At 36.2% G+C, this 22,288-nt stretch carries 23 protein-coding genes and 4 tRNA genes; 5 read left to right on the forward strand and 22 right to left on the reverse strand.

What is annotated here, in order from left to right:
* Nucleotides 1-21: 21 nt before the first annotated feature.
* The 20 genes from tuf to C8N46_RS00160 all read right to left on the reverse strand — a co-directional run bounded on the left by tuf (nucleotide 22) and on the right by C8N46_RS00160 (nucleotide 15,680).
* On the reverse strand, nucleotides 22-1,209 hold the full coding sequence (gene tuf / locus C8N46_RS00065; protein ID WP_108112827.1) for an elongation factor Tu: 1,188 nt from the start codon (nucleotides 1,207-1,209) through the stop codon (nucleotides 22-24).
* Between the two features lie 57 nt (nucleotides 1,210-1,266).
* Nucleotides 1,267-1,338, reverse strand: a tRNA-Thr gene (locus tag C8N46_RS00070).
* Nucleotides 1,339-1,351: 13 nt separating this feature from the next.
* Nucleotides 1,352-1,424: transfer RNA gene (locus C8N46_RS00075), tRNA-Gly, on the reverse strand.
* Between the two features lie 10 nt (nucleotides 1,425-1,434).
* A tRNA-Tyr gene (locus C8N46_RS00080) sits at nucleotides 1,435-1,517 on the reverse strand.
* Between the two features lie 73 nt (nucleotides 1,518-1,590).
* Nucleotides 1,591-1,664 (reverse strand) — tRNA-Thr (locus C8N46_RS00085).
* A gap of 93 nt (nucleotides 1,665-1,757) precedes the next feature.
* The gene (hpf, locus tag C8N46_RS00090) at nucleotides 1,758-2,057 is read right to left on the reverse strand and encodes a ribosome hibernation-promoting factor, HPF/YfiA family (RefSeq protein ID WP_108112828.1); all 300 of its coding nucleotides are present in this window, start codon (nucleotides 2,055-2,057) and stop codon (nucleotides 1,758-1,760) included.
* Nucleotides 2,058-2,109: 52 nt separating this feature from the next.
* On the reverse strand, nucleotides 2,110-2,997 hold the full coding sequence (locus tag C8N46_RS00095; protein ID WP_108112829.1) for a tyrosine-type recombinase/integrase: 888 nt from the start codon (nucleotides 2,995-2,997) through the stop codon (nucleotides 2,110-2,112).
* A 248-nt stretch (nucleotides 2,998-3,245) separates the two neighbouring features.
* A complete protein-coding gene (gene rpsU / locus C8N46_RS00100; protein ID WP_007097032.1) occupies nucleotides 3,246-3,440 on the reverse strand; it encodes a 30S ribosomal protein S21 in 195 nt (64 codons plus the stop codon).
* 257 nt (nucleotides 3,441-3,697) lie between these two features.
* Nucleotides 3,698-5,071: an alpha-amylase gene (locus C8N46_RS00105; RefSeq protein ID WP_108112830.1), complete on the reverse strand. Its 1,374-nt coding sequence runs from the start codon at nucleotides 5,069-5,071 to the stop codon at nucleotides 3,698-3,700.
* An 843-nt stretch (nucleotides 5,072-5,914) separates the two neighbouring features.
* Complete coding sequence (locus C8N46_RS00110; RefSeq protein ID WP_108112831.1) at nucleotides 5,915-7,081, reverse strand: acyl-CoA dehydrogenase family protein; 1,167 nt, start codon at nucleotides 7,079-7,081, stop codon at nucleotides 5,915-5,917.
* 22 nt (nucleotides 7,082-7,103) lie between these two features.
* On the reverse strand, nucleotides 7,104-7,982 hold the full coding sequence (locus C8N46_RS00115) for a ComEA family DNA-binding protein (protein ID WP_108112832.1): 879 nt from the start codon (nucleotides 7,980-7,982) through the stop codon (nucleotides 7,104-7,106).
* 86 nt (nucleotides 7,983-8,068) lie between these two features.
* Nucleotides 8,069-9,652 carry an alanine/glycine:cation symporter family protein gene (locus C8N46_RS00120; RefSeq protein ID WP_108112833.1) on the reverse strand — a complete coding sequence of 528 codons (1,584 nt, stop codon included), beginning with the start codon at nucleotides 9,650-9,652 and terminating at the stop codon, nucleotides 8,069-8,071.
* 111 nt (nucleotides 9,653-9,763) lie between these two features.
* Nucleotides 9,764-10,771, reverse strand: coding sequence for a potassium channel family protein (locus tag C8N46_RS00125; RefSeq protein ID WP_108112834.1), 1,008 nt, complete (start codon nucleotides 10,769-10,771; stop codon nucleotides 9,764-9,766).
* 2 nt (nucleotides 10,772-10,773) lie between these two features.
* Nucleotides 10,774-11,001, reverse strand: a complete 228-nt coding sequence (locus C8N46_RS00130; protein WP_108112835.1) for a PspC domain-containing protein — start codon at nucleotides 10,999-11,001, stop codon at nucleotides 10,774-10,776.
* Between the two features lie 102 nt (nucleotides 11,002-11,103).
* Nucleotides 11,104-11,943, reverse strand: a complete 840-nt coding sequence (locus C8N46_RS00135) for a M57 family metalloprotease (RefSeq protein WP_108112836.1) — start codon at nucleotides 11,941-11,943, stop codon at nucleotides 11,104-11,106.
* Nucleotides 11,944-12,104: 161 nt separating this feature from the next.
* Nucleotides 12,105-13,394: a DUF2851 family protein gene (locus C8N46_RS00140; protein ID WP_108112837.1), complete on the reverse strand. Its 1,290-nt coding sequence runs from the start codon at nucleotides 13,392-13,394 to the stop codon at nucleotides 12,105-12,107.
* A 112-nt stretch (nucleotides 13,395-13,506) separates the two neighbouring features.
* Entirely contained in the window at nucleotides 13,507-13,920 is a 414-nt protein-coding gene (locus C8N46_RS00145) for a rhodanese-like domain-containing protein (protein WP_108112838.1), read from the reverse strand.
* Nucleotide 13,921: 1 nt separating this feature from the next.
* Nucleotides 13,922-14,233 (reverse strand): rhodanese-like domain-containing protein, encoded by a 312-nt coding sequence (locus C8N46_RS00150; protein WP_108112839.1) that lies wholly within the window; start codon nucleotides 14,231-14,233, stop codon nucleotides 13,922-13,924.
* 214 nt (nucleotides 14,234-14,447) lie between these two features.
* Nucleotides 14,448-15,119 carry a thioredoxin family protein gene (locus C8N46_RS00155; RefSeq protein WP_108112840.1) on the reverse strand — a complete coding sequence of 224 codons (672 nt, stop codon included), beginning with the start codon at nucleotides 15,117-15,119 and terminating at the stop codon, nucleotides 14,448-14,450.
* An 18-nt stretch (nucleotides 15,120-15,137) separates the two neighbouring features.
* Nucleotides 15,138-15,680 (reverse strand): TlpA family protein disulfide reductase, encoded by a 543-nt coding sequence (locus C8N46_RS00160; protein ID WP_108112841.1) that lies wholly within the window; start codon nucleotides 15,678-15,680, stop codon nucleotides 15,138-15,140.
* Between the two features lie 155 nt (nucleotides 15,681-15,835).
* Between C8N46_RS00160 and C8N46_RS20240 the strand changes: the two genes are divergently transcribed.
* The gene (locus tag C8N46_RS20240; RefSeq protein ID WP_158269033.1) at nucleotides 15,836-15,991 is read left to right on the forward strand and encodes a hypothetical protein; all 156 of its coding nucleotides are present in this window, start codon (nucleotides 15,836-15,838) and stop codon (nucleotides 15,989-15,991) included.
* Nucleotides 15,992-15,997: 6 nt separating this feature from the next.
* On the opposite strand, the gene C8N46_RS00165 is transcribed toward C8N46_RS20240, so the two are convergent.
* Complete coding sequence (locus tag C8N46_RS00165) at nucleotides 15,998-17,188, reverse strand: DUF1501 domain-containing protein (protein WP_108112842.1); 1,191 nt, start codon at nucleotides 17,186-17,188, stop codon at nucleotides 15,998-16,000.
* Nucleotides 17,189-17,404: 216 nt separating this feature from the next.
* Entirely contained in the window at nucleotides 17,405-18,781 is a 1,377-nt protein-coding gene (locus C8N46_RS00170) for a DUF1800 domain-containing protein (RefSeq protein ID WP_108112843.1), read from the reverse strand.
* A gap of 158 nt (nucleotides 18,782-18,939) precedes the next feature.
* Between C8N46_RS00170 and C8N46_RS00175 the strand changes: the two genes are divergently transcribed.
* The 4 genes from C8N46_RS00175 to C8N46_RS00190 all read left to right on the forward strand — a co-directional run bounded on the left by C8N46_RS00175 (nucleotide 18,940) and on the right by C8N46_RS00190 (nucleotide 22,182).
* Nucleotides 18,940-19,314 carry a hypothetical protein gene (locus tag C8N46_RS00175; protein WP_146169682.1) on the forward strand — a complete coding sequence of 125 codons (375 nt, stop codon included), beginning with the start codon at nucleotides 18,940-18,942 and terminating at the stop codon, nucleotides 19,312-19,314.
* A 194-nt stretch (nucleotides 19,315-19,508) separates the two neighbouring features.
* On the forward strand, nucleotides 19,509-19,973 hold the full coding sequence (locus tag C8N46_RS00180) for a MarR family winged helix-turn-helix transcriptional regulator (RefSeq protein WP_108112845.1): 465 nt from the start codon (nucleotides 19,509-19,511) through the stop codon (nucleotides 19,971-19,973).
* 42 nt (nucleotides 19,974-20,015) lie between these two features.
* Nucleotides 20,016-20,579, forward strand: coding sequence for a YceI family protein (locus C8N46_RS00185; protein WP_108112846.1), 564 nt, complete (start codon nucleotides 20,016-20,018; stop codon nucleotides 20,577-20,579).
* A gap of 208 nt (nucleotides 20,580-20,787) precedes the next feature.
* Nucleotides 20,788-22,182 carry an anthranilate synthase component I family protein gene (locus C8N46_RS00190; RefSeq protein ID WP_108112847.1) on the forward strand — a complete coding sequence of 465 codons (1,395 nt, stop codon included), beginning with the start codon at nucleotides 20,788-20,790 and terminating at the stop codon, nucleotides 22,180-22,182.
* Nucleotides 22,183-22,288: the final 106 nt, after the last annotated feature.

The following is a 22,288-nucleotide window of genomic DNA, read 5'->3' on the forward strand; positions in this document are numbered from 1 at the left end:
GTTATTTTAAATTTATAGAGATTAGTCTAAAATTTCAGTTACCTGACCTGCACCAACAGTTCTACCACCTTCACGGATTGCGAAACGTAATCCTACGTTCATTGCGATAGCGTTGATTAAGTCAACAGTAATTGTTAAGTTATCTCCAGGCATTACCATCTCAACTCCTTCTGGTAAAGAAATAGTACCTGTTACGTCAGTTGTACGTACGTAGAATTGTGGACGGTAGTTATTGTGGAAAGGAGTGTGACGACCACCTTCTTCTTTCTTCAATACATATACCTCAGCTTTGAATTTACTGTGTGGAGTTACAGAACCTGGCTTACAGATTACCATACCTCTTTTAATTTCAGTTTTTTCAATACCTCTTAATAAGATACCTACGTTATCTCCAGCTTCTCCTCTATCTAGGATTTTACGGAACATTTCAACTCCTGTAATTGTAGAAGTTAATTTCTCAGCTCCCATACCGATGATTTCTACAGGATCTCCAGTGTTAGCAACACCAGTTTCGATACGTCCAGTTGCTACTGTACCACGACCTGTAATAGAGAATACATCTTCGATTGGCATTAAGAAATCTTTATCTACATCTCTTTGAGGTAATTCAATCCAGTTATCAACAGCTTCCATTAATTCTAAAACTGTATCAACCCACTGCTGCTCACCATTTAAAGCTCCTAAAGCAGAACCTTGAATAACAGGTCCGTTATCACCATCATAGTCGTAGAAAGAAAGTAAATCTCTTACCTCCATATCAACCAACTCTAATAATTCTTCATCATCTACCATGTCACATTTGTTCAAGAATACTACAATTCTTGGAACTCCAACCTGACGTCCTAATAAGATATGCTCACGAGTTTGTGGCATTGGTCCATCTGTAGCAGCTACTACTAAGATAGCACCGTCCATTTGAGCAGCTCCAGTTACCATGTTCTTTACGTAATCGGCGTGACCTGGACAGTCAACGTGTGCGTAGTGACGATTTGCAGTTTGGTATTCTACGTGAGATGTATTAATTGTAATACCTCTTTCTTTTTCTTCAGGAGCGTTATCGATAGTATCGAAATCTCTTGCTTCAGAAAGACCAGCGTCAGCTAATACTTTAGTAATAGCAGCTGTTAAAGTAGTTTTACCGTGATCTACGTGTCCAATAGTACCAATATTTAAGTGCGGTTTGGAACGATCAAAAGTTTCCTTTGCCATGATTTAATAATTTTTTAATCTTAGTTATATATTAGTGTTCAATTTATACATTCTATGAGCCAATGACGGGATTTGAACCCGTGACCTCTTCCTTACCAAGGAAACACTCTACCCCTGAGCTACATCGGCAAAAAATATATAGAGCGAGAGACCGGGTTCGAACCGGCGACATTCAGCTTGGAAGGCTGACGCTCTACCAACTGAGCTACTCTCGCTTTTATTTAGTGGGGAGAGCAGGATTCGAACCTGCGAAGGTAAAAACCAACAGATTTACAGTCTGTCCTCGTTGGCCGCTTGAGTATCTCCCCAATAAATGTTCAATATTTCAAAGTTTCAACAACTTTACAAGCTTTTTTCACATCGCTTATTATGTTGTTTTTGAGCCGATGGAGGGACTCGAACCCACGACCTGCTGATTACAAATCAGCTGCTCTAGCCAGCTGAGCTACATCGGCTTTTATTCATAAAAAAAGTCCGCTATTTCTAACGGACTGCAAATGTATAGATTATTTTTTTTAAACAAAACTATTTTTTATTTTTTTTTATCATCAATGTGCTCGTACTTTTTCTTTTCGTTTTAGTAAGGCTCTTTGCAGTGAACTTGTTGCCTCATCCGTTGCTTCTTCAAAGGTTCTGCATTGTTTTTTTACTATTATATCATCCCCAGGAATATTTACTCTCACTTCTACAATTTTATTTTCTTTTGCACTGGTGTTGGCTACCTTTAAATAAATATCAGCATCTATGATTTTATCATAATACGTTTCTAGTTTATCCATCTTTCTTTGAATGAAATCTACTAACTTACGATCTACCGTAAAGTTTACGGACTGCATGTTTACTTTCATACGCGGTACTTTTAAGGTTTTTGTTTAGGTTACAGCTGCTTTTTTAAAAAGATTACTTTTTATTTCTAGGGTGCGCTTTGGCATATACATTTTTAAGTTCTGCTAAACTATTATGTGTATATACTTGTGTTGAAGCCAAACTAGCATGACCAAGTAATTCTTTGACAGCATTTAAGTCGGCACCTTGATTGAGTAAGTGAGTCGCAAAGGTATGTCGTAATATATGCGGACTCTTTTTTACTTTTGTAGATGCTATACTAAAATAGTCATTTATTATACGATAAACAAGGTTCGGGTAGATTTTATTTCCTTTTGCCGTTAAGAATAACTCGTCTTTTTGATGAGAATCTACTTGACTTCGGAAGGATTCATATTCTTGCAGTTGGTCTTCTAATTTTTTTAATAGTGGAACGATTCGTTCTTTGTTTCTTTTTCCTAAAATTCTAATGGTTTTTGCAGCGTAATCAATATCCGTTTGCTTAAGATTAATAAGTTCAGCTCTTCGCATTCCCGTAGCATACAGCATTTCTATGATAGTTTTGTCACGAACACCTTCAAAGTCATTGGAAAATGTCATAGTCGCCAATACTGTTTCCATTTCGTTCTCTGAGAAAGGTACTTGCACTTTTTTAGAGGTTTTTAGTGCTTTGTGCTTTGCTAAGGGATTGACTTCTATTTGTTTTGTTTTAAGTAGAAACTTGTAATAGGTTTTGAGCGATGATATTTTTCGATTGATAGTCGCGTTTTGCAAACCGCTTTCTACTAGAGAAACTATCCAGTTTCGGATTTGCACATAGTGTATGTCAACAATATTGTCATCTTCATATTCTTTTTCACAAAATTCCGAAAAAGAACGCAAATCATTTTCATACGCTGTGACCGTATGCTGCGAATAGTTCTTTTCGAGTTGTAGATATTCTATGAAAGAGGTGAAGGTCATTGTTTGTTGTTTGTTGTTTGTTGTTTGTAATGTACTATTTCAATTTAAAATTCAAAATTTAGCATTCAACTATTGTAACTTCGTTATTCGTTTTTTATTAATCCGTTTATTTTCAGGAATTCACTAATTCCTAATTCCTAATTCCTAATTCCTAATTAAAACTACTAAACTTGTGGCTGAACCCAAAATTATGGTATAAAAAAAAGGTTTCCGAAATGGAAACCTTTTTTATTTTTTTGTCGAGCATCTTAGATTTCTTCTTGATCTCTAAGGCGCTGGATATATTGTGCTTTTTGAATTTGTGCACGGCGAGCTACTGATGGCTTTGTGAAATGCTTTCTAGCTCTTAATTGACGCATTCCTCCTGTACGATCAAATTTTCTTTTGAAACGTTTCAGCGCTCTGTCTATATTTTCTCCTTCTTTAACTGGTATTATTAACATAGTCCTTAACCTCCTCTCTTTTAGATTTTGTGGGTGCAAATATACATACTATTTTTAAATTACAAATTGTTTTTTGATTTTTGTTTGGTTTGTCTGTTTGTTTATTTGTTGTTCGTCTATTCGTTATTTGTCACTCTTAACTCTTAACTCCAGACTCCTGATTCCTGATTCCTGATTCCTGATTCCTGATTCAAAAAAAATACACCAATAGTAACTACTGATGCATTTTTATGATTTTTAACTTAGGACTTTATCTTTTATTTGACAGACCAAACTGAGTAACTTTTTGGTGGTGCTTGAATTTTAACCCAACGTCCGCCCTGCGTTACAGGTTCCCAATTGGAATGTCCTGTGTAGTCTTTAATACGCGTATTAGACCAATTGGTTTCTACCCAACGCTCTTGCCAATTGTTAGAGTTGTTGATGTATACCACCAATCCTGGACCGTTGTAACCGTTTCTTCTTGCTACATATTCATCGGTGTCTGTATAGAGAATTGATGTGTTCCCACTCGCCAAATTGTTATGAATCCAAATGAGGTTGTTCATACGCTCTTTGTTGAGCCAATCTTCATAATCGCGATAGAAAATAGTTGGATATCCTTCATGTGTTAAAATATACGCATACGCGAGAATTTTATTATTGACAATTTCATCCGTATCATGATTTGTCACAAACGTCACCGCCTTAGAAGCATTTCGCTTCCATAACATGTCATCATTTAATCGATTTAAGTTGTTTCCTTGAAAAGCATCACGCATTCGGTAGTAACACGCAAAATCGAACGCACTTACTTCGGCTTGATTTGCCCACCATTCTAACGTAGCTGCATTTCCATCCCAATATTCTCCCACAGAGAATCCGCCAACAGCATTTTTCCAATCTTTTACAACCCAAGGCGCAAATCCTTTCACATAATCAAAACGCCAGCCATCAAATCCTACTACGTTTTTATAGTATTTTGCAACAGAATTAGAATTGTTCCACAACCAATTTTGCACGTAACTTTTGTGATGGCATAAATCAGCAAAACCACCAAAAACGCCTTCGTCATTTGAGTGATAATCATTTGGATGGAAGTCATAATAAGTTCTGTTAAACATTCCTGACATTGGTTGATAATTGGTATACGTGTTTGTTCCTTTAAACGGATTGTACTCACTATCACCACCACTGTTATGATTTAATACAATATCTGCAATGACACTTAAATTGTTGGTATGTGCGGTATTGATTAAGCTTTGTAACTCGGTTGTTGAGCCAAAACGTGTTTCTATACTTCCCATTTGGTTGTATTCACCAAAATCGAAATAGTCAAACGGATCGTATCCCATAGAGAAAGGTCCGTTTTGCGCTTTAGATGCTGGCGGAAGCCAAATAGCATCGATTCCTGCATTGCTCCAATCGGCAACTTTTCCTTTTACTACATTCCACCACGTTCCACCCGCAGGAACGTCCCAATAAAATGCTTGCATCATCACTCCTGAACCGATGGGTTTTAGGTTTTTTGCAGTAACTGTTTGTTTTGTTGGTTCCTTACTTTGTTCATTTTCATGAGTAATCTCATCTTTTGAACAGCTTATGATGAAAAGGCTGACCAACAGAAAATAAAATAGTTGTTGTTTTTTCATGATTGTGTTTTTGGTTAAAAAAAGGTTATTGTTCTCTTTTAAATTAACTATTTATTCCTGCTTAACGTAATGACACAATCAGCGAAAACGTTTTCGTGTTGATAAGTTTAACATTTATAGGGTTTTACCGTACATGCACAGGGTGACAACCTTTTTTTATTTTTTGGGAGTATTGAGATGTTCGTATGGAATATTGAGATAGCTTTTTACAGAATTATTAGTTTCGCAGGCATCTCGACTGCGCTTGATGTGACGGCTTTTTTAATGTGTCAATTTGATAATTTGAAAATGTACCAATGATTTGTTATTCACTTTTGTCATAAAATTTGAATGACATTTTTTATACAAGCTTAGGAAGTCACATGAAAAAATCTCAGTACTAACATCTCAAAATCATCTAAGTTTCACAGCACGTCAGTTCGAGTGGCGAACGTAGTTCGTTGTATCGAGAACAGCTAAGAATTGCTAAAGTTTATAAGGATTCAAAATTTTAAGGATCAAAGTACTTCTCGATACAAAATTCTTTCAGAATTTCACTCGAAGTGACGGTTTTTTTAATGTGTCAATTTGAAAATTTGAAAATGTACCAATGGTTTTTATTTAGAAATTAAGACTGAGATAGCCTCATATGAAACGATTGCTTTTTTAGAATCTTAAATGCGCTCAATTCGTCAGTAATTTAAAATTCAACATCTAACATTCAAAATTTTTAGTTTTAAAATACTTCTCGATACAAAATTCTTTCAGAATTTCACTCGAAGCGACGGTTTGATGTTTTAAGTTTAAGAGTTTAGCTTTTGAAAAAAATCTCAATACTCAATACGAACATCTCACTACTCCAAACTACGTTGCAGGTTTATAATCCTTCCCGTCGATAATCATTTTGGCGATGATTTCTCGCAATATCTCTGAAGTTCCGCCGCCTATCGGTCCTAAACGGCTGTCGCGAAGCAAACGTGCCATTGGATATTCTTCTATGTATCCGTAACCGCCCAACATTTGTAAACATTGGTAGATAACTTTATCAGCCACTTTGGTCGATTGTAATTTGGACATGGTTGCTTCTTTTACGACATATTCTTTTTTGTCGAGTCTGTAAGCAATGGCATAGTTAAACGTTTTACAGATTTCTACTTCTGTAGCTAAATCTGCCATCGTATGACGCAATGCTTGAAATTTGTCAATGGTTCTTCCAAAGGCTTCACGTTCTGACATGTATTGCAATGCATATTCAATAGCAAATTCTGAACGCGCATGCGCATTGATTCCCATAATGAGTCGCTCTAAGGCAAAATGCTGCATAATGTATGGGAATCCCATGTTTTCTTCTCCCATTAAGTTTTCTACAGGAACTTCTACATTGTCAAAGGCAATTTCGCCCGTATCGGAAGCTCTCCAACCTAGTTTGTCTAATTTGGTTGCCGAAATTCCAGGCATCTCTCTGTCTAATACAAAAATGCTGATTCCTTTGTTGCCCAACTCAGGATTTGTTTTTGCCGCTACTACTAAGTAGTCGCTATACACGCCGTTCGTAATGAACGTTTTTGAACCGTTAATGATATATTTATCACCTTGCTTCACGGCAGTCGTGCGCATTCCTGCAACGTCCGAACCGCCGAAAGGCTCCGTAATACATAAACAACCAATTTTTTCACCTGTGATACTTGGTGCTAAATAGCGCTCTTTAATATCGTGACTTCCTTCTTTGTTGATATGTGTCATCGCAAGATATACATGCGCCCAAATAGCTGCTGCAAATCCGCCAGAGTTGATGCGTTGTAGTTCTTCTAAAAGGATTACTGTATAGAAAAGGTCCAAATCCATACCTCCATATTCTTCAGGATAGGCTAATCCGAAATAGCCCATTTCACCAAATTTTTCCCAAATAAAACGTTCAATGGTTCCAGTTTCTTCCCACTTTTCAATATGCGGAACGACTTCTTTCTTTAAAAAATCTCGTAAACTTTCTCTAAAAAGATGGTGTTCTTCATTGAAGTATATGCTTTCCATATATAGCAATTTTTAGTTTTTTTTATTGTATTTGCAAATATAATTTAATTATCTCTAATTTATCTGATGGAAAGTTTTGAATTTTTGCCAATTCTTCAATTTTTTTAAAACCTTCACGGAGTATTCGTTGGTTGATGATTTCGTCTGCAAGTTCGTAGTTTATATACGGCACTTTTAGCAATTCCGCTAAGGTACAGGTGTTTAGATTTATAGGCGTAATGATTGGTTTTTCCAAATAAAACCGTTTCCATACATTTTCAATGACTTCGGGTTTGAGTCCATACACATCATTGAGTTGCGCTTCTGTCACAAATCCGTTGAGTTTTGTTCTATATTTTACAATTCGCGCCGAGAGTTTTTCGCCAATTCCATAGACTTTTCGCAGTTCTTCAATAGTGGCTTTGTTGATGTCAATCTTTTTAACGACAATAGATTCTTTTATGGTTTTATAGCTTGATGTGTACTTGACTTTTTTCTTCTTCTTTTGGGTTACCCATTCGGGGAATTTAAAATACGGTTTGATGTCGTTGAGTAATGAATCAGAAACCTTCGTTACCGTTTGAAACTCCGCTGCTGAGTTGACATATTTGTTTGTAGCTCTAAACGCGTGTAGTCTATCAATTTCTGCTGTGGACATTCCCAAAGTAAATCCTTTATAATCGGATATAAAGTTTGGATTGAACGGATAGTGTTTTGGTTTTGTGTTGAGAGCTAATAGTTTGAGCGAATCAATTTGTTGTTGATACTGCACTACTTCTGTAGCTGAAAATAAACGCTCAGAAGTTGTTGTGGGATTTGTGTAAAAATAGATGCCTTGCACCAAAAAGATAAGGACTATAATACACAAAATCCCACTTCGTTCTGCTTTGAGAAACGTGAAGTGAGATTTGATGTTTTTCATGTTTTCGATGTTTTTTATGAATCGTCACATGAATATTTTGGGTTGGTTTATAATTCTACTAATACTATTTATAGATTATTTAGTTTTTATTTTTTAATAGCTTTCATATATCGTGAAAGTTCTTCTTTTACTCTTGGCGCTAATAATACCAATCCAATCATATTAGGAACCATCATGGCAAAGATCATGGCATCGGAGAATCCAATGACTGAATCTAAGCTTGCTGCTGCACCAACGATAACGAATAAACAGAAAAACACTTTATACGTATATTCTGCTTTTTTAGTTCTTCCAAAAAGGTATGCCCAACCTTGGAAACCATAGTAAGACCAAGAAATCATCGTACTAAATGCAAATAGTACAACTGCTACTGTTAATACATACGGGAACCAACTAATTACACTACCAAAAGCTCCTGAAGTCATTAAGATTGCTTCTGCATCGTTTGATGGTCCTCCAGTTGCAAGTGAACCTGTAATGATTAATACCAAAGCTGTCATGGTACACACTACAACTGTATCAATAAATGGCTCTAACAATGCTACCATTCCTTCGCTGGCTGCGTATTTTGTTTTTACTGCTGAATGCGCAATGGATGACGAACCAATACCGGCTTCGTTAGAGAATGCTGCACGTCTAAATCCTTGAATTAAAACTCCGATGGCACCACCAGCAATTCCTTCTGGGCTAAATGCTCCTGAAAAAATTTGACCAAATGCATCGCCTACCATGCCAATATTTGCAAAAATTACGAATAGAGAAGCTGCCACATAAATAACTACCATAAATGGTACAATCTTGTCGGTTACTTTCGCAATTTTCTTGATTCCTCCAATAATCACAATACCTACTAATACAGACATTACTAGACCAAATACCCAGCCATAACCATGAAGAAACGATTGTTCTCCTCCTGTAATATTTTCAACTAATTGAAATGCTTGGTTTACTTGGAACATGTTTCCGCCTCCAAACGAACCTCCAATTACGAAGATGGCAAATAATACAGCTAATACTTTACCAAGTCCTGCAAGTCCTTTTGTTTTGAGTCCTTTTGTTAAGTAATACATTGGTCCACCATATACCGTTCCGTCTTCTCCAATGTCTCTATATTTTACACCAAGTGTACATTCTACAAACTTGGATGCCATTCCTAAAAACCCCGCAATAATCATCCAAAATGTTGCACCTGCGCCACCAATGGAAACTGCAATGGCAACTCCTGCAATATTTCCTAAACCAACAGTAGCAGATAAAGCGGCTGTTAAGGCTTGAAAATGCGAAACTTCTCCTTCATGACCTTCTACTGCTATGGTTTCTATAGCATCGCCTCCAGGAGTGGAATCTCCTGCGGCTATCATAGATTCATGATGATCAACTTCGTCATATTTTCCTCTTACAATATTTACTGAGGTAAAGAAGCCTCTAAAGTTGATAAATTTAAAATATACCGTGAAGTACAATGCTCCTAATATTAACGGAAATAATACCCAGTACACTTTGATGTTTTCTGTAAATGGAATTTGATAAAAGATTGCTTGTACAAACCATCCTGTAGCATTTCCAAAAGCTTCATCGATTTGTTTGTCAAGTCCTTTTTCGGCGGCATCTTGAGCAAAAGTTAGTAATGGTAATAAGATTGAAAATACTGAAAGAAGATATTTCTTCATGATATTGTATCTGATTAGTTAATATTTGTTTTTGGGTGTAATGGACAGCAAGATGCTAAAAAAAAATTGCTTAATCAAGTTTTGTGTCTTAAATAAGATTTTTCGTCCCTTTTATAGATTGTATTTTTCTTTGAGCGATTTGATTTGCTCTGGACGCCCCAACACAATGATTTTTGAATTTTTTACGAGTTTTAATTCCGCGCCAGGGTTGATAATATACTCGCCTTCAGGAGTTTTGTAACCAATAACAGTACAACCTGTTTGATGGCGCAAGTCCAATTCTTTGAGGGTAATTTCTTTGTCGGAACTCGTAATGTCTTCCGTACGTAGTTCTTCAACATTGTTGGTATTTTTTCCACCGATGGAGAGATTGTCAATAAATTCTACCAAATCGGGTACTACAACTAGAGACGCCATGTGCTCACCACCAATTTTATCAGGCATAATCACGTTGTCAGCTCCTGCAAGTTTTAATTTTTTATACGAAGATTCATGCGAAGCTCTACTGATAATCAATAACTTGTTGTTGATTTGACGCGCTGACAATACCACAAACAAATTGTCTGCATCACTCGGAAGCGCCGTAATTAAACATTTGGCATTGTGGATTCCCGCAGTTTCCAACACTTCGTCTTCACTTGCATTTCCTTCCACAAAAAACAAATCCGAATTTTCAAACCGTTCAATAACGTTTCTATCTTTTTCAATAATGACAAATTCCTGATTGTGCGTTTGCAGCTTTTCCGCGGCTTCTTTTCCATTACGTCCAAATCCACATATAATGATATGATTGTCCATACGTCTGATTTTTTTTAGCGTTTTGCGTTGTATAATATTTTTTAGTGTACTTCTACTTAAAATAAATTCGGTAATCACAGAAATGGCATACGCAAATACAAATACACTAATAATGATTAGAAAGACCGTGAATAATTTTCCATTGTCATCCAACGGTACGACTTCTTGAAAACCCACTGTAGTTACCGTAATGACCGTCATGTACACGCCGTCAATCACCGTGCAACCCGTAATAGCCATAAACCCTACGATTCCAATTATCAAAACTAGGAATAAGAGTGCCAGCGCAATGTAAAATTTCGACTTAAAAAATCTATACATGGTTATAGGTCAAACACAGAAGTTCTTTTGGTGTAAATTAAGTCTTTTAATCTTAATATAAAAGCTAAGGTAAGATATAATGCAAAACTAAAACCTAAGGTTGCAAACGTAACATATACAAAGAATAAACGCACATTTTTAGCGCGCATTCCTAAACGTTCTGCCAATCGCGACAGCACGCCGAAGCCGTGTTTTTCAAAAAAATAACGAAGTTTATACACAAATTTCATCTGTAATTGCTTGCTTTTTTACAATTCGCAAGATAACGCTTTTTCGCATAAAAAAAGTCACTAACGCGTAGTGACTTTTCAACTTTAAAGATATCTTTTTTTTTAGTAAAGCACCTCTAATGCAGTTTTGTCATTGTTATTAAAATTAATTGCCGGTCCACACGATTGCATGATGGATGTAGAATCTGAACCTGTTGGCGTTCCTGGAATGTAGATAGCTCCAACACCAGCACTTCCTTCATTAATGTTTTGTCCACAACTCTGACGTGTTTGGTAATCGGTATGACGCAATCCGATACAGTGTCCTATTTCGTGTGCCATTGTTCCAGCCAACTCACTTACGTTTGGCGCAATAGATGATATTTCAAACCAACGACTGTTGATTCCGAAGCCTTTTGCTGGATCTCCTTTGCGTGTTGGGAAACCTGCAGCTCTTCCTAACGTGATGAATCCGCCAGACTCCAATTCGTAAAATTCCGTTACTTCAATATCTGCTTTATTTGGTCCTCGCTGTCCGAAATTAACTCTCGTAAACGAAATTCGAAGATTCAAATTGTTATACATATTAATAGTAGCATCAAGCGCATTAGAACCTAAAGTTCCTAAATCTGGATCAACACTAATAGTAATGACTCTAGGCAAGCCAGATACTAAGTTTGTCGTACGATAATGCTTTGCTGCTGGGTCAATAGATTGTAACTCATCAATTTGCTCGTAGGTAAAAAACATATCTTCTACTGCAACACCTTCTTCTCCCATAAAATTGGTGATAAAAGCCCTAGACGTGTCAAAATACGCAGCATCAAGTTTTGCTAAAATTTCAGGACTTACTTTTCCTTCTTCTTGTAAAAGTTCGTCTGTTTGGTCTGTTTGACACGCTGTGAATGTTGCAAATACGATTGCGAAAACAGCAATTAGTAATGTGAATTTTTTAGTTTTCATACATAAAAAGTTTTGGGTTTGTTTTTGGTTAATTTGCCATAAACATATCAATTTATTATGATTTTTACTACACTATATTTAGATTTTTCGATGAAATACTGTGTTTTTTATAATTCGTTTTGTCTGTTTTATCAGTAACGTTGACAGAATTGACCGATTTTTTAGTTTTGTAGTTGATGCAGTAAGGTACTCCCAATAGCACATTCCAAACACTTATCGCGATTGCAATAATTTTTTTTGAGTTCAAGCAAAGCTTGAGTTTGTAGCGCGTTTTCAATATTGATATTTTTAGTCGTAAATTTTTGAATGATGGCATTTTTTTCGGGAGAAATGGTACAAAGTAATTGTAAAATTCCATCAACCGCTAGTTTGCCTTGATACTTTTGATAACAATATTGTAACGGAATGATGCTATTGATAAGCAATACATCTATGAACTTTTTGGATACTTTTTTGATGCGCTTGGGCGATTGCTTCTCAAACGTATAATGTGTTTCCCAAAATGAACTCGTGGTGACTTGCAATATTGTGTACAATTGCTCTAGCGAAGTTGTGTGGATGACTTTGGAGAACAAATGTTGTTGCTGGTGATACAACGTCGCTAATTGTGAGATGCGAATGGTAGGAAAATTAGCAGGACGCGTTCTAAAGAATTGCAACGGAATTGTCGGTGTTTTTTTGTGTTGAAATTTGTGACAGAGATAGGTAAATTCTTTTTGCAATGTCACATAATACTGTTCTTGAGAGGCTTCTTGCGAAAGCAAACCAACCATCCCGAATAAAAAGGCTTCTAAAGTTTGTTGTGAATCGCTAAATTTTCGTAGCAAGCCAAAATCCACCGAACAAGCCGCTTCATAGAATGCTTGACTGTTGAGTTTGAGTCCGAAACCTTTTGCCATTAAACGGAATAATACAGCTTCCCAATCGTAATTGCTTTCCTTGACGAGTTTTTCAATTTCAGCAGCTTTCGTTTCCAATCGCTCCAAATACACACGCTCTAGCCAATTTTCAAGTAAAAAATCATTCAACACAGGAAAATCTGCTTCGCAATGCATCCATTTGGGCGATTGATGCAGTAGTTTTTGATAGCGTGCCAACATCGCTTCATCGCAATAATTTTTGAGAACTATGGTCGGAATTACAGAATTGTCTTTTCGGTGAACGTCCATATCGTGATTCCAAACGACATGCAAAATTACGTTATCATAATTGGTATCGTTTTCATGATGATGTACAAACCAATCCGACGATTGCACATGCATTTCCACGTTTCCTGCCCACAATTGGCCACCGATTCGCAATTGGGCATTAAAAAAGTCAGGTCCCGCATATTGATTGCGTGTTCCTAAATGCATGATTTCTACTGTTTCTCCCTGTGAAGTTTCAAGGTTTTGCAGATGTAGTTTGCCAAATTTCCACAAATAATATAAAAAGTCTTCTCGTACCGTCATATTGATAATTATTAGGTTGCTAATAATTTCAATGAGAAGTTGTGGTGTATGATTCTACGAGTTGCTTTCTACAAAAATATGTTTTTTGGGGATGTTAACGAAGTATTGAAAATCAAGGTTTTTCCAGTTTGTAACCTTCAGCCATCCACGCTTTGATTCCACCTTCAACATTGTGCGTTTTGTCATAGCCCAATTCTCGAAGTTTGATAACCGCTTTGGCACTTCGATTGCCTCCACGACAATACACATATACATCTGTATCTTTTGGAATTTTCGCTGTGGCTTGTTCAATAAAGTTTTCTTCAAAGAAATCGGCTTCTAAAGCAGTACTTGTTATTTTCCCGTCTGCAATTTCTTGTGGTGTACGCACATCCAACACAATGATATCTTCATTTTGTAATAATTCATGGAGTTCTGTAACTGTTACATCTTTTTGCTGGGAAGTATCTTCACATCCCACAAAAGAAAAAAACAGTACTAAAAATCCAACCGTAAAAATGACTTTTCGTGCGCTCATTGATGCCATTTTAACTTGTTTTATCGCCTTGCCATTCCATAAATCCGCCCATCAAATTGTAGGTGTTTTCAAAACCAACACTGTTCATTACAGCACATGCCTGCGCGCTTCGTCCGCCAGAGCGACAATACACATAGTAGTTTTTTGCAGGATCGAGTTTTTTTACTTCATCAATAAAACCTTGTCCTAAAAAGATATCGATATGCTTTGCATTGGGAATGTGACCTTCATCCACTTCGTCTTGCGTACGAACATCAATAATGACTGCATTGTCGTCATTTGCCAATTGCTCTTGCCATTCTTGTTGCGTTAAATCTGCCATAGTATTTTTGTAAATAGTGTTGTTTTGAATGATTTTTCAAAGATAATCATTTCGTTCTATAAAAATATTCAAAAAACTGCAACTATTGATTTTCACAATAAAAAACAAAAAAACCGAAGCAAAAACTTCGGTTTCTATGTATAATTAAAGTGACTTCTAAAAAAGTCTAAACGTCTAACTCGTCTAAAATTCTAATAATCTAAAAAGTCTAACATCAAACTTTAATAGAACAACCAATGGCTTTCGTTGTCTTTACCTCAACTTCTTTTCCAGCCAATAAGGCATCAACAGCATCTTCCACATAACGTTTTGACACGGAAGAAGCATCTTTGTAATTGTCGTCAATAGCGCCAATATATTTTACTTGGTGTCCTTTTGGTGTTTTTGCAATTACGTACATGTGTGGCGTGCGCGTTGCGCCAAATTTTGGATATACTTTTTGTCCTTCATCTAGCATGTACGGAAAGGTAAATCCTTTTTCTTTTGCGCGGACTTTCATCGCTTCAAAACTATCTCCAGGCTTGGTTTCAGGATTGTTTGGATTGATAGCAATGACAGGATAGCCTTTGCTAGCGTATTTTTTGTCCAACTCTATCAATCTGTCTTCGTAGGCTACAGAATACGGACAGGTGTTGCAGGTAAATGTTAAAATAAATCCTTTTGCTTCTTTAAAATCGCTCATAGAAACCATGTTTCCGTCTACGTTTTTCAGTGAAAAATCTGCAACGATATCGCCTACTTGGTAACCATTCACGACTTCTTTTGCTGGTTTTTCCGTGTTTTCAGCAACGACTTTTGAATCGGTGTTGTTGTCTTCTTTTTTCTTTTCTTCACAAGAAACTGCGACGAAAAGCAATGCTAATAGTGCTACTTTTATAGTTTTCATTTTGGTGTTTTTTATGGGTTAATTGATAAAATTTCGTAATTCACTTTCAAGTTCTGCTTTGGTAAACGAATGCTCGTAAAATTTTCGTTTTCCTTTTTTGTAAATCACCGTCGCCGGAATAGCACCAGACCATTCTTTGGATACTTTCGGAATCCAGGCGTTTTGGTCAGGATCGTCCAATAATACTTGTTCGGATTGCAGCTTGTTTTTTGCTAAAAAAGAATTGAGCTTTTTCAGATTAAAATCCAAACTTACCAACAATACTTTGACATTTTTGTCTTTATACTCTTGATTGACAGCTTCAAAATACGGCAATTCCTTTACACACGGCGCGCACCAAGTTGCCCAAAAATTGACAACATGAATATTATCGTCTTCAATGTTGAGGTATTTTTCAAATTGCTCAAAATTCAATACAGGAATATCTGTTTGTGGCGTTGCTTCGCTAGCCGTCGTTTTTACTGTTTCTTTCGTATTTTCTGCGACAACTTTTGTGGATTTGGTTTCGCTTTTACAAGAGATGAGAACAATTAATAAAAGAATATAACTGACTTTTTTCATAACGGTTTTTAATAAACATTAAAAATACTAAAAGTCTCTCGGAAAGCTTTTCTATTTAACACATTTTAAGATTTATAAAGTGACATCTACGGTTTTACCTTACTCAAATTTCACGCTAGTTTGATATCTTTCAAAAAACTTAAAATGTTACAATCATGAAGAAAAGAAATTTACAAACCATCAAACTGAACAAGCAAACTATTTCAACATTGGATACTGCTATTGTATTTGGAGGATTTCGTTCGCCAGCAGAAGAAAAATCTGAAGTGAGCAAATGCAACGCTGGAACCAACCGAGTTTGCTGTGCATAAAGCAATTTAAACGATTTTTATATCGGTAAAAGAACTACGCATCACTTTTGTAGCATCTACATCTAACCAGTTGTTCAAAATGGATGCGTAAATCTTTCTAAAATCTACGTCAAATTGTATATCACCATTCTCGTCTAAGTTTGACAAATTGGGCATCGGATTGTAAAATCCTTGTTTCTTCAATTGTTTTCCAATTAAAAATACCTGATTCGCCGTTCCATGATCAGTTCCGTTAGCAGCATTTTGTTGCACGCGACGCCCAAATTCTGAAAAAGTCATAATCAACGTGTCTTTAAACGAATCTTGCTGTTTTAAATCCTTGATAAATGCCGCCATCGCTTCATCATACACGCTTAACAACCGTTTTTGTTTGTTGATTTGATTGGCATGCGTGTCAAATCCGCCCAACGACGTGTAATAGACTTTCGTTTGCAAACCAGAATTGATAAACTGCGCAACTTGCTTCAGTTGTTTGGCAAATTCGTTTTTCGGATACTCAATTTTAGAAGTATATGTTTTGGAAGTTTCGTATAAATATTTTGCAGAATTGGAAGCTGTGACCATCGTTTTGTACAAATAGCCCAAATTGTGTTCGCTCAAATGCGAATCATCGTGATGCTGTACCACTTTCTTAAAATACGGTTCTTGTGTCGTTCTAAAAAACAGTTGTGGATTTTTCGTCGCGATGCCATCTGTTTGTTCTCCTTTCAACAATAATGACAAGGTATCGTCTACTTCAATTGCTGCTGTCGAATTGCTTTTGGTAGCGTCCAAATAGCGTCCAACCCAACCCGATTGCAGATATTCATTAGCACTACTCGCTGTATGCCAAATATCCGTAGCGCGGAAATGTGAGCGATTCGGATTGGGATATCCTACATTATTCACCACACACAATTCACCATTATGATACAAATCGCTATGTGCAACAAGACTTTCATGAAAACCGATGTCATCCGTAATGCCAATCAAGCTTGATTTTTGCTGCGCCAGCGACGGACGTTTTTGAAAGTAAATATCATTTCGAAAGGGCACAACCGTGTTCAATCCGTCATTTCCACCTGATAATTGAATAATGACCAATTTTTTTCCTGTCGCTACAGCGGAATCAATCAAGTTGAAACCCGAAACGAATTTCGGCAAGAACATCGCGGTACTTGCTAAGGAAGCTTGTTTTATAAAATCTCTTCTGTTCATACAAAAAATTTATTTTTTGTATTCCCGTAAAAACGGGAACCTCATACTAACACTACATTTTATATTCCCACGAAAGTGGAAATCGCATTGAATTACTTTTATTTTGTTACGAAATCAGACATCAGCAAACTATCAAAATCTTCGTTTCTCAGCTATTTACGACTACGCTCAAACTGACATTTCTATAATTTTCTTTTTGTTCATAATTACAACGAATTAACACAATTGATACTCTGGCAACGACATCAACTGTATACAGGTTTCTTTCAAATCTTGATCTGCTAGCTTCTCCAAATACGTTTCTGTTCCTGTATTTATCGGACTCGTTAGCAAACTTTGTTGCAATTGCGCTGCGGTTATAGTTGTATGATTTGTGTAAAATGTATTCCAATCGGGCGTGACTTTCAATCTTCGTTGACGATTTCGTTTGTCATTAAATCGCTGAAAATCGTCTTCAAATTCGCCTTTTTCGTCTAACGCAATTTCGCCATTTGCCAATAAAATGGAAGGCAATCGCAGTCGTAACATCATCGTATTCGGGTTGATCCAATTTCTGCCGCCTTTCCATCCTGCTACATTCGGCGGAAACAATAAATGTTGTCCTAAAAGTTTCTGTAAATACACAAGTTCGCGTTCTTTTTCAAATTTCATAGGCACGACTCTGTGCATTCCGATTAAAAATTCTACGGGCGATTTTATTTTAATTCCGATATTTTTTGGGTCATAAAACCAATCAGAAGTCAACACAAAACGCAGTAAGTTTTCAATATTATAGTCTTTATAAAAAATGTCGGTCATTTCGCTTACGCGGGATGCATCTACTTCATCATTCACAAAATAACGGTAGATTTTCTCGCAGATAAATCGCGCACATTGTTTTTGCTGTAAAATGATGTCGATGATATCTTCGCCGCCAAAATCTCCTGTTTTTCCAAGAAAGGTTTTTTCTCCGTAATCGTGTTGAAAACGGCGCAAACGGAAATTTCCACGCAAATCATGATTCCATCCTGTAAACGCGCGGGCAGCTTCTTTAATATCTTTTTCATCATACACATTATCGCGCCCAAGCGTAAACAATTCTAACAACTCACGCGCAAAATTCTCGTTCGGTTTTTGCTTTTTATTTTGTTTGTTGTTTAAATATTTAATCATGGATGCTTCTTTCGAAATTGCAATGACAAATTCTTTAAAATTCCCCAAAGCATGTGTACGAAGCGTATTGTTGTACTGTTCAAAATGCAAGATATTTTTATCATGACACACGAAATGATTTGCCCAAAAAAGCGTCATTTTTTCGCGAAGTAACTGCTCAGTTGTTCCTAGTTTATACAACCATGCACTATTCAATTCGTGTATTTTTTTGACGCTATCTTTAATCAGCGAACGAATCTTTTCGCGATCTTTTAAATTGAGTCCTTTCAAGCCATTTCGCAATTCCGTTAGATTGATGGTCAACGGTTCAACTTTTTGAGAAGCATTAAACAATTGCGAAACTAGTTGTGTACGCGACAAGCCTTGCAAAGATTTGGCTTCTTTGGCAGAAATTCCAAATCCGACTCTATTATATACATGTACAATTTCTGAAATGGTCATACGAAGTAATTTGTGTAGGTATGACTCTAAAACGCAGAAAAAGTTTAATTTGGTATTTTAATACACTAAATAAAAATAGAATGTGTGAAGTTTCTAAAACAATTAAATTCTGTAGCTGCAAGGATAATCTTTCAGAGGCACACAAACATGCTAAAAGTATGTATTACGTTTGGACGTTGGAACGCGTAACTGGATTAAGTGAATTAGCAATGGACGGACTCTTAATGGAAGAGCCTACTCAACTAGATGAATTATCAGCCGAGAAGATTGTAAAAGAACTTAACTCAAAAAACTTATTTGACTTTGATTATCAACCAATAAATGATGACACTTTAGAAATTAAACGCGTACAACCTAAAAAGAGATATCCGAAAAATAGACGCAACAAAACGAAACTTATCGGTTCGCATCTTTCTTTTTATTATTGGTTAGATAAATGGCATATAGGATATGCTGGAGGTTTTGAAAATATATATAAAATTTACAAAAGCGGAAAAGTTGAAATAATAGACAAGGAGAATGAAAACCACTGAGAATCCTTACTATTCTAAATAAAGTTCTACACAAGATACAGAACTGAAAAAATTTAAGAATCCAAAGCAATCTAACTTCTAACAGCGAAAGCAATTCTAACCATCTGAAAAATTAATAAACTTTTAACACTACCCTACATTTCCATATTCAAAATATCACTACATTTGTATATACAAATATTGTACAGACAACTATGAAATTAGAAGAAGTTTTAAAAAGTGATGCCGTATTGCCTTTATCCAAAAGAACCGCCATCAACTTTTTTGTGACAAATCATATTTTTATGGAGAACTACACAAGCTTCTTCAAGCAGTACGATATTTCATTACAACAGTTTAATGTGTTGCGCATTTTAAAAGGTCAAAAAGGAAAACCTGCCAATTTGGCTACGATTCAGGAACGCATGGTGCATAAAAATAGCAACACTACACGATTGATTGACAAATTGATTACAAAAGACTTGGTAGAACGTTCTATTTGTCCAGAAAATCGTAGAAAAGTGGAAATAGTCATTACCAAAAACGGTTTGGAATTGTTGGAAACTATCAATCCCAAATTGAATGCGCTAGAAGAAAACATGATGCGATTATTAACAATTAACGAAGCAGAAACGCTCAATATATTATTAGAAAAATTAAGAGGTTCGCAATCCGACTAAAATTGCCCAAAAAACAAATCGACATTTATTAAAAACAAGAAAATGAAAACACGTATCTTAACATTGGTTGCATTATTTTTTGCAGCATCAGCAACAACATTTGCACAAAGCAAACAAATTGACACAAAAGAAAGTAACGTAAACTGGACAGGTTATAAAGTAACCGGACAGCACGAAGGAACTATCAATTTCAAATCGGGAACGTTAGAATTTGAAGATGGAAAGTTAGTTGGTGGAACGTTTGTAATTGATATGGCATCTATCAACACTACAGATTTGAGTGGTAAAAGCAAACAAAGTTTGGACGGACACTTAAAATCTGATGACTTTTTTGGTGTAGCAACGTACCCAACAGCAACCTTAATATTTAAAAAAGTAGTAGAAACTGACGACAATGTATACAGAGTTGCAGCAGATTTAAAAATCAAAGAAAGTACGTCGCGCGTAGCTTTTGACATTGAATTGGAAGATGATTCTGCCCAAACAACCTTCAAAGTTGACCGTACGAAATTCGGTATCAAATACGGTTCGGCTTCGTTCTTTGACGGATTGAAAGACAAAGCTATCAACGACGAATTTGACTTAGCAGTTTCGTTAAAGTATTAATTTTTTATAAAAAATCTTTTTTTAATTCAAATATTCGTTTTTATATTTGTGCAACACAAAGAGATAATGAAAATAAATTTTGTAAATACTTGGTGGTGGAACTTACGAACTTCGGAATCGTGAGGAAAGTCCCTATTTACAAATAATAGATATCAAAGAAGACTTGTCAATCACGACAAGTCTTTTTTTTTTTGAAATAAATTGAGCTATGTACAAACTGAAAACAACCCATAAAAAAATCTTAGCAGATACCATCACGCCTGTGAGTGTCTACTTGAAAATCAGAGATAAATTTCCAAACAGTCTGCTGTTGGAAAGTAGTGACTATCACGCCAGCGATAACAGTTTTTCGTATGTATGTTGCAATCCGATTGCGAGTATTAAGGTGGAAAATGAAACGCTTACGCGAGAATTTCCAAATGGTTCCTCAAATGCAACGCCAATTACCGCAACCACCAATGTTCCTGAGCTGATTCACGAGTTTTCGCAACAGTTTGAAACGGATGAAAACGACTTTAAATTTATCAACAATGGTTTGTTTGGCTACATTGCTTACGATGCGGTTCGTTACTTTGAATCAGTCGAAATTTCCAAAAAAGAACAATCGCTTCACATTCCCGACATGTACTACGCGATTTACCAAAATATCATTGCGTTCAATCATTTCAAAAATGAAGCGTATCTCTTTTCACATTGCTATGAAAAAGAAAACAATATTGCCGAAATTGAACATTTATTAAGTACCAAAAACTTTGCTACCTATAAATTTTCAATCGACGGCGAACGCGAATCCAACATGGACGATGCGCAATTCAAGCAAAATGTGGCGCTGGCAAAAAAGCATTGTTATCGTGGTGATGTGTTTCAGTTGGTGTTGTCGCGACGATTCATTCAAAAATTTAAAGGAGACGAATTCAATGTATATCGCGCATTGCGAAGTATCAATCCGTCGCCATATTTGTTCTATTTTGACTATGGCGATTTTAAAATCTTTGGTTCCTCGCCCGAAGCACAATTGGTCGTGAATGAAGGTCACACCGAAATTCACCCAATTGCAGGAACTTTTAAACGTACTGGAAATGATGAAGAAGATGCCGCTTCCGCGAAAAAATTGTTCAACGATCCAAAAGAAAATGCCGAACACGTGATGCTGGTAGATTTAGCGCGAAATGATTTAAGCCGAAATGGAAATCAAGTCAAAGTGGAAACCTATAAAGAATTGCAATTCTTTTCGCATGTGATTCATTTGGTATCAAAAGTCACAGCCAAAAAGCACGAAAACGTACCAACCATGCAAGTTGTGGCAGACACATTTCCCGCAGGAACGCTGAGTGGCGCACCAAAACACAAAGCTATGCAATTGATAGAAAAATACGAAACCTCTAACCGCGATTTTTACGGTGGCGCGATTGGCTTTATGGACTTTCAAGGAAACTTCAATCACGCGATCATGATTCGAACATTTCTAAGCAAAAACCACAAATTGCACTATCAAGCAGGCGCAGGAATTGTAGCAAAATCAAACGAAGAAAATGAAAACCAAGAAGTATATAACAAACTCAGAGCCTTAAACACAGCACTGGAAATTGCAGAAACAATCTAGGAATGTTGAATGTTGAATGTTGAATGTTGAATGTTGAATGTTGAATGTTGAATGTTGAATGTTGAATGTTGAATGTTGAATGTTGAATGTTGAATAAAAATTATGA

It is taken from the genome of Kordia periserrulae, from assembly GCF_003054265.1.
In the GTDB taxonomy this organism is placed as follows: domain Bacteria; phylum Bacteroidota; class Bacteroidia; order Flavobacteriales; family Flavobacteriaceae; genus Kordia; species Kordia periserrulae.

Coding starts and splice junctions, on each gene's coding strand:
- C8N46_RS00140 (WP_108112837.1), bottom strand. CDS start 13,394: ATGACGGTACGAGAAGACTTTTTATATTATTTGTGGAAATTTGGCAAA.
- C8N46_RS00125 (WP_108112834.1), bottom strand. CDS start 10,771: ATGTATAGATTTTTTAAGTCGAAATTTTACATTGCGCTGGCACTCTTA.
- C8N46_RS00180 (WP_108112845.1), top strand. CDS start 19,509: ATGAAATTAGAAGAAGTTTTAAAAAGTGATGCCGTATTGCCTTTATCC.
- C8N46_RS00150 (WP_108112839.1), bottom strand. CDS start 14,233: ATGGCAGATTTAACGCAACAAGAATGGCAAGAGCAATTGGCAAATGAC.
- C8N46_RS00105 (WP_108112830.1), bottom strand. CDS start 5,071: ATGAAAAAACAACAACTATTTTATTTTCTGTTGGTCAGCCTTTTCATC.
- C8N46_RS00185 (WP_108112846.1), top strand. CDS start 20,016: ATGAAAACACGTATCTTAACATTGGTTGCATTATTTTTTGCAGCATCA.
- C8N46_RS00170 (WP_108112843.1), bottom strand. CDS start 18,781: ATGACCATTTCAGAAATTGTACATGTATATAATAGAGTCGGATTTGGA.
- C8N46_RS00110 (WP_108112831.1), bottom strand. CDS start 7,081: ATGGAAAGCATATACTTCAATGAAGAACACCATCTTTTTAGAGAAAGT.
- C8N46_RS20240 (WP_158269033.1), top strand. CDS start 15,836: ATGAAGAAAAGAAATTTACAAACCATCAAACTGAACAAGCAAACTATT.
- C8N46_RS00135 (WP_108112836.1), bottom strand. CDS start 11,943: ATGAAAACTAAAAAATTCACATTACTAATTGCTGTTTTCGCAATCGTA.
- C8N46_RS00160 (WP_108112841.1), bottom strand. CDS start 15,680: ATGAAAAAAGTCAGTTATATTCTTTTATTAATTGTTCTCATCTCTTGT.
- C8N46_RS00130 (WP_108112835.1), bottom strand. CDS start 11,001: ATGAAATTTGTGTATAAACTTCGTTATTTTTTTGAAAAACACGGCTTC.
- rpsU (WP_007097032.1), bottom strand. CDS start 3,440: ATGTTAATAATACCAGTTAAAGAAGGAGAAAATATAGACAGAGCGCTG.
- C8N46_RS00155 (WP_108112840.1), bottom strand. CDS start 15,119: ATGAAAACTATAAAAGTAGCACTATTAGCATTGCTTTTCGTCGCAGTT.
- C8N46_RS00115 (WP_108112832.1), bottom strand. CDS start 7,982: ATGAAAAACATCAAATCTCACTTCACGTTTCTCAAAGCAGAACGAAGT.
- C8N46_RS00175 (WP_146169682.1), top strand. CDS start 18,940: ATGTATTACGTTTGGACGTTGGAACGCGTAACTGGATTAAGTGAATTA.
- C8N46_RS00165 (WP_108112842.1), bottom strand. CDS start 17,188: ATGAACAGAAGAGATTTTATAAAACAAGCTTCCTTAGCAAGTACCGCG.
- C8N46_RS00190 (WP_108112847.1), top strand. CDS start 20,788: ATGTACAAACTGAAAACAACCCATAAAAAAATCTTAGCAGATACCATC.
- hpf (WP_108112828.1), bottom strand. CDS start 2,057: ATGAAAGTAAACATGCAGTCCGTAAACTTTACGGTAGATCGTAAGTTA.
- tuf (WP_108112827.1), bottom strand. CDS start 1,209: ATGGCAAAGGAAACTTTTGATCGTTCCAAACCGCACTTAAATATTGGT.
- C8N46_RS00095 (WP_108112829.1), bottom strand. CDS start 2,997: ATGACCTTCACCTCTTTCATAGAATATCTACAACTCGAAAAGAACTAT.
- C8N46_RS00145 (WP_108112838.1), bottom strand. CDS start 13,920: ATGGCATCAATGAGCGCACGAAAAGTCATTTTTACGGTTGGATTTTTA.
- C8N46_RS00120 (WP_108112833.1), bottom strand. CDS start 9,652: ATGAAGAAATATCTTCTTTCAGTATTTTCAATCTTATTACCATTACTA.